This is a genomic window from Halanaerobium sp. MA284_MarDTE_T2 (assembly GCF_003337245.1).
In the GTDB taxonomy this organism is placed as follows: Bacteria; Bacillota; Halanaerobiia; order Halanaerobiales; family Halanaerobiaceae; genus QPJE01.
The window spans coordinates 62,489-73,235 of the sequence record NZ_QPJE01000011.1 but is presented as its reverse complement, the minus strand read 5'-3'; the positions used below and the strand labels follow the sequence as shown (position 1 = coordinate 73,235).

Sequence of the window (10,747 nt, the reverse complement as noted above, 5' to 3'; positions counted from 1 at the left end):
CTGTGATATTCAATTTTTTTGTTGTTGAGAACTAATTTTTAGATTTAAAAGCTTAGTTTAGATTGAATATGCTTAATGTTTTTGTGTTACAATCAAAAAATACATTTGCCAAACTCCGTTGAATTAATCATTTGAATAAGCAAAAAATCCATAAAGGAGTCTAGCAAATGCATAATAATTTTACCACAACACTACTTGTCAATTTACCAGACTTAGTTGCCACAGAAATAATTCAAACCGATGATTTATTTATCCTTTTATTTATTCTATAGCTCCTGTTTTTGCTATATTATACCATAAAACAGGGTCTGAGGCAAGTTGACTAGATTATCATAGCAGCAAGAAAGAGCAGATAAATTTTTGCTACAAATTTCTATTTGTTTATTTGCCGAATTTATGTTATTATAAAAAAAGCGATTAAAAATATTTAGGAGGTATTCAAACTGGACGCAAGAACACATAAACTTCTGGCTTATAAAGCTTACAATTATTTCACCAGAAGGGATATAGAAATTTCTAAACTTGGCTTGGCAGTTGGTAGTGTTAAACCCGATTTTGTAAAAGATGAAATCAGCCATTTCAAAGATGAGTCTATTGCGATATTTTTTGAGAATTTTGACTCAATGAAAAATATCAATCCATATGAAAACAAATTCAGCTTTTCTGTTAAGCTGGGTGAATTATATCATTATATTGCAGATTTTTTTACAAGAGCACATAATGACAGCTATTTTATAGAAAGATCTGTTAAGCATATTTTATGTGAGTGGCGTTTAAATCGGGCTGCACACAAATTAGAGGATGACTTTTTTGAAAACAGTTTTGAAAATGGATTTATTTACGATATGTCTTTGGAAAAATTTATCGAAAATGAACATCAAAAGTTTCTGAAAAATAAACAGAGCTTTGAAAATGATTTAAACTCTGCATTTAAAGTATGTATATTAATGACAAACAAATTAATCTATGAAATGGAACTTGCCAGCAGCTTTGCAGTACCAAAAGCATTTAATGTTGAAAGAAAACTTGTCTTAGAAAATGCTTAAAATACAGAAAAAACATATTATAAACTATTAAATCCGCCCGATAGTGGGCGGATTTAATAGTTCTCTATTTTTTATTATCATCTTCCTCTTCTTCAACATCTTCATAATTTACATCAATAAAATCATCACCAGAAAAATTACTTCTATCGGTATCTTCCGCACTATTATTATACCTGCTCCCATTATAATAGACATTTACCTTATCACTTTTTAGATATTTAACAAATCTTTCTTTTACATATTTAGCAATAATTTTGCGTGAAGATGGTAAAATTAAAGCGAAGCCAGAGACATCGGTCAGTATACCCGGAGTTAACAGCATTATTCCTCCAGCCAATATCAGCAGGGCTCCTACCATCTCATCTGCCGGCAGATTGCCGCTGTTGAGATCACTTCTTATTTTACGTACAACCTGATATCCCTGACTGCGGGCAATACTCCCTCCTGTTATTCCTGTAAAAATAATTAGCAGTACTGTATTAAAAATCCCTATAATTTCTCCCACTTTAATAAGAAGCATTAATTCTATTAGTGGAACTGTTACAAATAACATCAGTAGTTTAAAAAACAATTAATTGATCCTCCCCTGGTGCAAGTCCACAAGGTTTACTGGTAAACTTTACTATTTACCAATTTCAATTTTATTTTTAAGAAAATTTTTTTACCATATACAGGTATTTAACATCCAATCTGATTTTTTCCCATCTGCAAAATTTTAAAACTAAACATAAATTTGATACCAAATTTATTTATCTCTATACTTATTTCTTTAAATACCGCTTAATACCTTTATTATCCGAATAAAAAATTTTTCAAAAAAAAGAACTCTGATTTTAGGCAGAGCTCTTTTTCTGAAGATAATTATTTAAATATTAAAGTTTTACAAATTTTTAATTTTATTAACAGGTGCCTGCAACCAGAGATCCAGCTTTGTATACTGCCTCTACATTGAATACATCTTCTACATTATCCAGTGGGTTCCCATCTACTACTACCATATCTGCATATTTGCCTGCTTCAATTGAACCTAAAACATCTTCAACTTCCAGCAGCTCTGCCCCACCGAGAGTTGCAGCCTGTACTGCCTCAAGAGGAGTCATACCTGCTTCAACCATTTTCTTTAATTCATATGTATTTTTACCATGTTTATTAAATGGTGTTCCAGCATCTGTACCCATGGCTATTTTTACACCGGCTTCTTTTGCCATACGGAAACTGTTCATATGATCATCAATTAATTTCTTGGATTTTTCAACAGCAAATTCTGGAACTCCATTTTCCACTCCATATTCTACAATCCAGTATGGAGCCACCAGTGTTGCCACAAGGAATGTTCCCCTTTCTGCCATCATTTCTACCACTTCTTTGTCTAAAAAAATTCCATGTTCAACCGAATCAATTCCTGCTCTTACGGCATTTTTAATTCCTTCAGTTCCCTGTGCATGTGTTGCAGTTTTACGGCCTGCTTTATGTGCTTCTTCTACTGCTGCTCTTATTTCTTCTTCAGTCAGCTGTGGTGAACCAGGTTCTACACCTCGTGTCATAACCCCACCTGTAGCCATTATTTTAACTACATCAACACCTGCTTTCAGCTGTTCTCTGGCTGCTTTTCTAACCTCAGCTGTACCATCAGCTTCTCTTCCTTCTTTGTATCCATGCCCACCTGTCATTGTAATACATCTACCAGAAACCTGCATTCTTGGACCTGATAAAAAACCTGCCTTTTCTGCATCTCTAAGCCCGAGATCATAAAAATTGGATGCACCCATCCCTCTTATATGAGTAACACCAGACTGAAGAGTTTTTTCCATATTTCTGACAGCTTTAACAATTGTAAATGCATCATTTTCTTCTTCACGAACTTTATGGGGATCAGCTGAACCATCAGAAAGTGAATGTATATGTGCATCGATTATGCCGGGCAGTACTGTTTTCCCAACGAGGTCTACAGTTTCCACTCCCTCTGGTATATCAACATCTGCTCCAACTTCTTTAAAATATTCACCTTCAACTAAAATTACACAGTTCTCCACAACTTTTCCTGCTTTAACATCAACCATCTTAAAATTTTTATAAGCTCTCAAAATTATCTCTCCTTCTCTTCTGCTCTTTTTTTAAAAAATTACTTTTATTTACTTATGTCCATTTATAGAAATTTTCTATTATGCTGAATCTTAACATATTCAAAAAATTATTATGCACAATCCTAAACTCAGCCATTACCATTAATATCTTCAATTAAATTTATAAGTCCACCTGCCAGCACCTTGGCTCTTTCTTTAAGAGATGAAAGAACAATATATTCTTTATCATTATGAGCATTTCCACCAACTGCACCTAATGCATCAAGTGTCGGCACTCCCATATCACTAACAAAATTCCCATCAGAAGCTCCTCCAGTAGAAACAGCTCCTATGTCAAGTCCGAGTTCTTCACCAGCTTTTTTATATGCCTGATACATATTCTCAACTTCTTTATTTTTTTCCATAGGTGGACGATTTATTCCACCACTTAATTCTATTTTCGTACCATCAATATATGTTTCTGCTGCAATTTTATTCAATTCTGCTTCCATTTCAGTTCCCTGATATTTTTTTACAAATCTCAAGTCAATCTCTGCATGGGCTTTTTCTGCCACAATATTTGGTCTTTCTCCCCCTTCAACAACACCCACATTTAAAGTAATTCCCCGTTCATAATCTGTCAAACTGTGAATATCAAGGACTTTACGAGCAAGTTCTTCAACAGCACTTGCTCCTTCAGCATGATTTGAACCTGCATGTGTAGGTTTCCCTTCAATATCCATTGCAAAAATCCCTACACCTTTGCGGGAAACAACGACATCATCTCCAGATCTGCCCGGCTCCATAACAAAACAGTGGGTAGCTTCTTCAGCAGCCGCCTCTATTAATGGCCTGGACGAAGGTGAACCGATTTCTTCATCACCATTTAATATAACTGTTATATCCGGCAGCTTCTGTTTTGATGAAAAAAGTGCCTCCAGAGCTGTTCTCAAAACTACAACTCCTGATTTCATATCACATACTCCAGGTCCAAAAGCTCTGTCACTCTCTCGATCAGCAGTAAATGGTCTTTCCGCAGCGGTTCCTTCTTTAAAAACAGTATCAACATGGCAGAGAAAAAGGAAATTACCATCTAATTCTCCTTTTTTTCTTGCCGTCATATTATTTCCTCTCTTTTCCTTTCTATCAATTTCTATTTCAAAACCCATATCTCCAAAAACATCTTTATTTATAGAAATTACTTTATCTATTCCTTCTTTTGTATATGAACCACTGTCAATATTAACAAGTTCTTCAACTGCATTAATCATAGCTTCTTCTTTTTTATCAATCATTTTATAGATCATTTCCATTACCTATCTCTCCTCTCAGTCATATAAATGACAGGCTACTTGCCTTCCATCTATTTCTTTAAGTTCTGGTTCTACTTCTCTGCATATATTGCTGGCATATTTACATCTGGAGTGAAAATAACAGCCTGAGGGTAAGTAAATTGGATCAGGCACATCGCCTTCCAGTGATACAAAATTTTCCTTTGTTTTTTCTGTAAGTTTCGGAATGGATACAAAAAGTGCCTCAGTATATGGATGTACAGGATGATCAAAAATCTCTTTTTTATCCCCTATCTCAAACACCTTGCCGAGATACATAATAGCAACTCGATCACTGATGTGTTTGACAACACTAAGATCATGTGCAATAAAGAGATAAGTTAAATGAAATTCTTCCTGCAGATCCATCATTAAATTCAATATCTGAGCCTGGATAGATACATCAAGAGCAGATATAGGTTCATCAGCAACAATAAACTCCGGCTCCACAGCCAAACTCCTGGCAATACCAATTCTCTGCCTTTGTCCCCCACTGAACTGATGTGGATACCTATTTAAGTATGATTCATCAATACCAACTTTATCCAGAAGTTTTAATATATAGTCATCCATTTCCTCATTAGAAACAATATTGTGTGTTCTAATTGGCTCACTAATTATTTCCTTGACTTTCTGCCTGGGATTTAAGGAAGAATAAGGATCCTGAAAAATCATCTGCATCTTTTCTTTTAATTTGAACTTTTCTTTTTCCGACATATCATTCACTCTACGGCCGTCATAATATATATCTCCAGCAGTTGGTTCATATAACCCAAGTACTGTTCTACCAATTGTTGATTTTCCACAACCGCTTTCTCCAACAAGACTTAGTGTCTCTCCTTTTTTAATATCAAAAGAAACACCATTTACTGCATGTACATAACTTTCTTTTTTTCTCAGTCTGGCTAAAAACCCGCTGCTTACTGCAAAATATTTTTTTAGATTATCTACTTTCAGCAGACTCATTCTAACCAACTCCCCGCATCAGTTTTTTAGAAAAAAACTGAGCTTTTCTGCAGGTGGCAAAATGAGCTTTGCTCACTTCAAATAGTTCTGTGCCTTCTGGACAGTCATCACCGGCATAATCACATCTTGGTTTAAATTTACATCCTTCCGGGAGATCAAGCGGACTTGGCATTAAACCTTTTATCTGATTTAAGCGCTTCTGATCTCTTTCCAGCACCGGTAGTGAGTCAATCAAACCCTGTGTATATGGATGGGCAGGTTCACTGATCAGTTTACCCTTATCCCCATATTCAATTATATCTCCTGCATACATAACCATAATTTTATCTGCAATTTCCGAGATAAGTGCCAGATCATGGCTTATTATTATCATTGAAGTATTAAACTTATCGATTAAGTTTTTCATCAGACCTATAATCTGTGCCTGAATAGTTACATCAAGAGCTGTTGTAGGTTCATCTGCAATCAAAATTTCTGGATTACTGGCCAATGCTATAGCAATTACAACCCTCTGCCTCATTCCTCCACTCAACTGTGATGGATAATGATCTATTCTTTTTTCTGGAGATGAGATACCTACCATCTCCAGCAGTTCAACTGCTCTTCTTCGAGCATCTTTTCTGCTGTAATTTTGATGAAATATAAGCACTTCAGTAATCTGACGTCCTACTGTCAGCACAGGATTAAGAGAGGTCATCGGATCCTGAAAAATCATGGAAATTTTATTGCCGCGTATTTTATTCATTTCTTTTTCGCTCATTTTAAGCAGGTCCTGACCTTTAAATTTAACCTCACCTGAAACTATTTCTCCAGGTTCTTCAATAAGCCTCAGCAGAGAAAATCCAGTTACAGATTTTCCGGCACCAGACTCACCAACAATTCCCAGTATCTCACCTTTATTAACTTCAAAACTTACTCCATTTACCGACTTTACTACCCCTTCTCGAGTGTAAAAATATGTTTTTAGATTATTAACTTCAAGAATTTTTTCTTTCTGCATTATTATTCCTCCTATTCTAGCTTCTCAGCAGAAAAATTATTTCAATTTTGGATTTAGAGTATCCCGCAGCCAGTCTCCAATAACATTAATAGACAGTACTATCATAACAAGAACAGCACCGGGAAATATGACAAGCCACCAGCTGCCGCTTAAAAGCCTCTTATACCCATCAGAAATCATCAATCCTAAAGAAGGTTCAGTTAGAGGAACACCCATACCAAGAAAACTTAATGTTGCTTCCAGCATAATAACCTGTGCAATCTGTACTGTGGCAATAACTATAATGGGTGTCAAAATATTTGGCAGTACATGCCTCATAATTATTTTTGTTTTACTTACTCCTATCAATTTTGCTGCTTCTATAAACTCACTATTTTTTAAAGATAAAGTAGAACCTCTGGCAGTTCTGGCATATGTTACCCAGGTAGCCAGTCCTATAACAATAATCAGTTTTAAAATTCCCCGACCCCAGAAGGCCATAACTGTAATTGCAATCATAGTAGTAGGAAAAGAAAGCTGTACATCTGCCATTCTCATAATTACACTATCTACCTTACCACCAAAATATCCTGATATCATTCCCAGTGTAACACCTACAGTTCCACCTAAAGCTACTGCAGCAAGTCCCACCATTATAGAAATTCTTGTACCATAAAGAATTGTACTCAATACTCCTCTTCCCTGAAGATCAGATCCAAATACAAATTTCCCTACTCCACCTTCCATCCAGGATGGGGGCCTCATGCTGTCCATTAGTGAAACAGAAGCAAGATTATAAGGATCATGTGGAGCTATAAAAGCTGCAAACACACTGCTAAAAACTATCAACAAAAGCACAATGCTGGCCAGTATAACCAGCTTATTATTTTTGTAGCTGTAGAATAGATCTGAATTTAAGGCTTTTCTCAATTTCTCTCTCATTCTTTACCCCTCCTAATTTAGCTCTATTCTTGGATCAAAGAAATAATAAAGCAGATCCACTGTTAGATTTATAAATGCAAAAATAACTGCAACAACAAGTATATATGACATAATTACGGGTCTGTCTAATCTATTAATAGAATCTAAAATCAATTTTCCCATTCCGGGCCAGGCAAATATAGTCTCTGTAATCATAGAAAATCCTATCAACCTTCCCAGCTGAAGTCCAATAACTGTTATAACTGGAATCATAGTATTTTTTAATGCATGTCTAATATATATTATTCTGCCGGGCATACCTTTTGCTTTAGCAAATGAAATATAATCCTGTTTTAGAACTTCCATCATACCTGCCCTAACAAGTCTTATCAGCATTGCAACCATATATAAACCCAAAGTAGCCGCCGGCATTATTATGTGTTTCCAGCCATCAAGTGTAAACAGACTCGACTTCATACCCAAAAACTGAGCTGCATCGCCTCTTCCAGACGAAGGGAGCCAGGAAAAAGTAACTGCAAAAATAAGTATAAGCAAAATACCGGATAAAAACGTCGGCAGTGAAATCCCTGCCAGTGAACCAAACATTATAAATTTAGAAAACGGGCTTTCAGGTTTTACCGCAGCATATGCACCGGCCGGAATCGCAATAATAATGGAAATCAAAATTGCAGCAAGTGCCAGTTCTACTGTCTTAGGAAGTCTATCCAGTACAAGATTTAATGCCGGTGTCTGCTGATAATATGAAATTCCCATATCACCCTGCAGAGCATTTTTTACAAACATAAAATACTGTACATACAGTGGTTTATCAAGACCAAGAGATGTCCTTAATTCTTCCACTGCCCACGGCTCTGCATCAGGTGGAAGCAGTGATTGAACAGGGTCTCCATTTACATTTACCATAACAAAAACAATAATACTGACCAAAAACAGAACAATTAAAGTCTGCCATATTCGTTTCCCAATATATTCTAGCATGGATTTATCCCTCCTCAACTACTCAATTATTTATTCCGGGAGAGAAATTTCTCCCCTGGATAATACTTATTTTTAAAATCCCATACTGTAAATTTTTAAATATTTATCAGGCCTTGTGTCCAGTCTACATTCTGATATTTTTACTTAAACACCTCCTATTGTATTGTTTTGTACTATAAAAAAACCAAAAAATCCCCTTTTCCTGTAAGGAAAAAAAGGGGAGACCATCCTTGCAAAACCTAGTACCACCTAAATACAAAATCTATTTAGATAAACTGTTTTGGATAACGGAAAACAGGCCCGGCAAAACCTACTTATGCCTAATGTTCGGCTTTACAGCTAACGGGTGAGTTTAATTACAATTTCAATACCAGTTCTCAGCCTATCTGGCTCTCTGTAAAAGATTGATTATAATTAATTTTCCCGGTCAAACACTTTAAAATAACTAATTATTTATTAGATTTTAAATAACAATAACAAATTATGATCTCTTTGTCAATATTTTTTTATTCAGATAATTAAAAAATATTTTTCAGAGATAAAATAAAAAGTGTCTGACATTAGGACGGTCTCTTTTACCCCATTATATTTTTTTATACTTAAAATCCAGCTGATTTTATTTAAACCCTATATTGTAAAGTTTTAAATATTTATCAGGTCTTGGAGTCCAGTCTACATTTTCTTTAACTGCATAAAGCTGCTCCTGAAAATGCAGAGGTATTAATACCACATCCTCCATTGCCATTCTGGCAGCTTTCTGCAAAAGTTTTAAACGTTTTTCTTCATCTATTGTCTTGGCTGCTTCTTCAATCACACTATCAATTTCTTCGTTACTGTAATTGCCCAGATTAAATCTTCCATATTTATCATCAGGAGTGTGCACAAGAAGCTCAAGAGCACTACCTCCATCACCACTGGAAGAAAGGCCCAGCAGATAAAAATCAGTATTTCTGGCCAGTATTTTATCAAAATGAGCAGATTTAGTCTGTACATTTAGTTCAACATTTATACCGACACGAGCCAGCTGTATGGCAACGGCCTGTGCAATCTGACCATCATTAACGTAGCGATCATTGGAAGAATCAAACTGAACTGTAAACCCATCTGGATATCCGGCTTCAGCCAGAAGTTGCTTAGATTTTTCTGGATCATATTTTAATCTTTCTAAATTCGAATCATGACCAAAAACAAAATCTGGCGAAAGCTGTGAAGCTGGATATGCATGGCCATTCATTACATGTTCAACTATGGCATCTTCGTTGATAGCATGATAAACAGCCTGTCTGACTCTCTTGTCTGCAAATGGTCCTTCCTGATAATTCATGCCCAAAAAGATTAATCTTGTATCAGGTATGCTTATAACATTGACTCCTTCTGCCTTTTCTACTTTTTCCATATCCTGTACAGGTAGATCAATTAAAACATCAACTTCTCCACTCAGAAGTACAGCCACTCTCGTAGCCGGATTGGAAATAGGCCTTAAAACCGCTCTATCTACTTCCGGTTTTTCTCTCCAGTAATCTTCAAAAAAGGTTAATACCATTTCTTCATCTTTATTCCAGGATTCGACCATATATGGTCCTGTGCCAACAGGATTATTCTGCAGATGCTGATCACTGTTTGACTCAACATAATCTTTATTATAAATAACGACAGATTGTATCTTTCTTGTTAATACAGGTGCAGGATAGGTGGTTTTTAATTCCACAGTATATTTGTCCCGGACAGATACAGATTCCACATCAGCGGCTGAACTTTTCTGCTGAGATTTAGGATGATTTTTTGCTCTTTCAAAAGAAAACTTTACATCCTCTGCAGTCATTTCTTCACCATTATGAAACTTAACTCCTTCTCTGAGGTGAAATACCCAGGTGGTATCATCTTCTGTTTCCCATAATTTTGCAAGTCCAGGCAGAATATTTAAATCTGAGTCAAAAAATACAAGTCCTTCAAATATATTAAAGTTTACAGAGTTTGTTGGAGTTTCACTCAACATATACGGATCAAGGGTCAGAGCGTCATTAGAAGTAGCTACAGTAAGTGTTCTGGCAGAAACTGATAAAGCACTAAAAATCAGTAGAAATGTCAATAAAAGAACCAAAAACAGTTTATAATTCATAATTATATTCTCTCCTTCTCTATACTCTAATTATTTTAAACTACATTTCAAACAATAAATTTCAAAATCTTATCTCAATTTTAAAACTATATAGTAATTTCTGTCCTCCTTTCTTGTATCTGCTTATCTGCTCCCATTACGGTTAAAAACTCTGTAAAATAAAAAATCCCTTTCCATTAAGGAAAAAGGGATACCATCCTTGTGTTACAGATTTTTGCTGCCTGATAAATCAGAGAGCCAGCTGCTTTAACGCGCAGCAAATTCGTTAGAACTTACTAAAATTATATTTGTACATATGATTTCAGTTCTACGGCTGTCAGGTG

Annotated in this window: 9 protein-coding genes; 1 reads left to right on the top strand and 8 read right to left on the bottom strand. The window is 35.4% G+C overall.

Annotation, left to right across the window (positions count from 1 at the left end):
* Positions 1-443: 443 nt before the first annotated feature.
* Positions 444-1,046, top strand: a complete 603-nt coding sequence (locus tag DFR78_RS06810; protein ID WP_369834938.1) for a zinc dependent phospholipase C family protein — start codon at positions 444-446, stop codon at positions 1,044-1,046.
* A gap of 64 nt (positions 1,047-1,110) precedes the next feature.
* Here the strand turns inward: DFR78_RS06810 and DFR78_RS06805 are convergent, their stop codons facing one another.
* The 8 genes from DFR78_RS06805 to DFR78_RS06770 all read right to left on the bottom strand — a co-directional run bounded on the left by DFR78_RS06805 (position 1,111) and on the right by DFR78_RS06770 (position 10,424).
* The gene (locus DFR78_RS06805; protein WP_114458087.1) at positions 1,111-1,617 is read right to left on the bottom strand and encodes an FxsA family protein; all 507 of its coding nucleotides are present in this window, start codon (positions 1,615-1,617) and stop codon (positions 1,111-1,113) included.
* Positions 1,618-1,945: 328 nt separating this feature from the next.
* Positions 1,946-3,130 carry an amidohydrolase family protein gene (locus DFR78_RS06800; RefSeq protein WP_199505573.1) on the bottom strand — a complete coding sequence of 395 codons (1,185 nt, stop codon included), beginning with the start codon at positions 3,128-3,130 and terminating at the stop codon, positions 1,946-1,948.
* Between the two features lie 128 nt (positions 3,131-3,258).
* A complete protein-coding gene (locus tag DFR78_RS06795) occupies positions 3,259-4,422 on the bottom strand; it encodes a M20 family metallopeptidase (protein WP_114458086.1) in 1,164 nt (387 codons plus the stop codon).
* A gap of 15 nt (positions 4,423-4,437) precedes the next feature.
* The gene (locus tag DFR78_RS06790) at positions 4,438-5,406 is read right to left on the bottom strand and encodes an ABC transporter ATP-binding protein (protein WP_114458085.1); all 969 of its coding nucleotides are present in this window, start codon (positions 5,404-5,406) and stop codon (positions 4,438-4,440) included.
* A 1-nt stretch (position 5,407) separates the two neighbouring features.
* Positions 5,408-6,406 carry an ABC transporter ATP-binding protein gene (locus tag DFR78_RS06785; protein WP_114458084.1) on the bottom strand — a complete coding sequence of 333 codons (999 nt, stop codon included), beginning with the start codon at positions 6,404-6,406 and terminating at the stop codon, positions 5,408-5,410.
* 36 nt (positions 6,407-6,442) lie between these two features.
* Entirely contained in the window at positions 6,443-7,327 is an 885-nt protein-coding gene (locus DFR78_RS06780; RefSeq protein ID WP_114458083.1) for an ABC transporter permease, read from the bottom strand.
* 12 nt (positions 7,328-7,339) lie between these two features.
* Positions 7,340-8,305 (bottom strand): ABC transporter permease, encoded by a 966-nt coding sequence (locus DFR78_RS06775; protein ID WP_114458082.1) that lies wholly within the window; start codon positions 8,303-8,305, stop codon positions 7,340-7,342.
* A 616-nt stretch (positions 8,306-8,921) separates the two neighbouring features.
* A complete protein-coding gene (locus tag DFR78_RS06770) occupies positions 8,922-10,424 on the bottom strand; it encodes an ABC transporter substrate-binding protein (RefSeq protein ID WP_114458081.1) in 1,503 nt (500 codons plus the stop codon).
* Between the last annotated feature and the right edge of the window lie 323 nt (positions 10,425-10,747).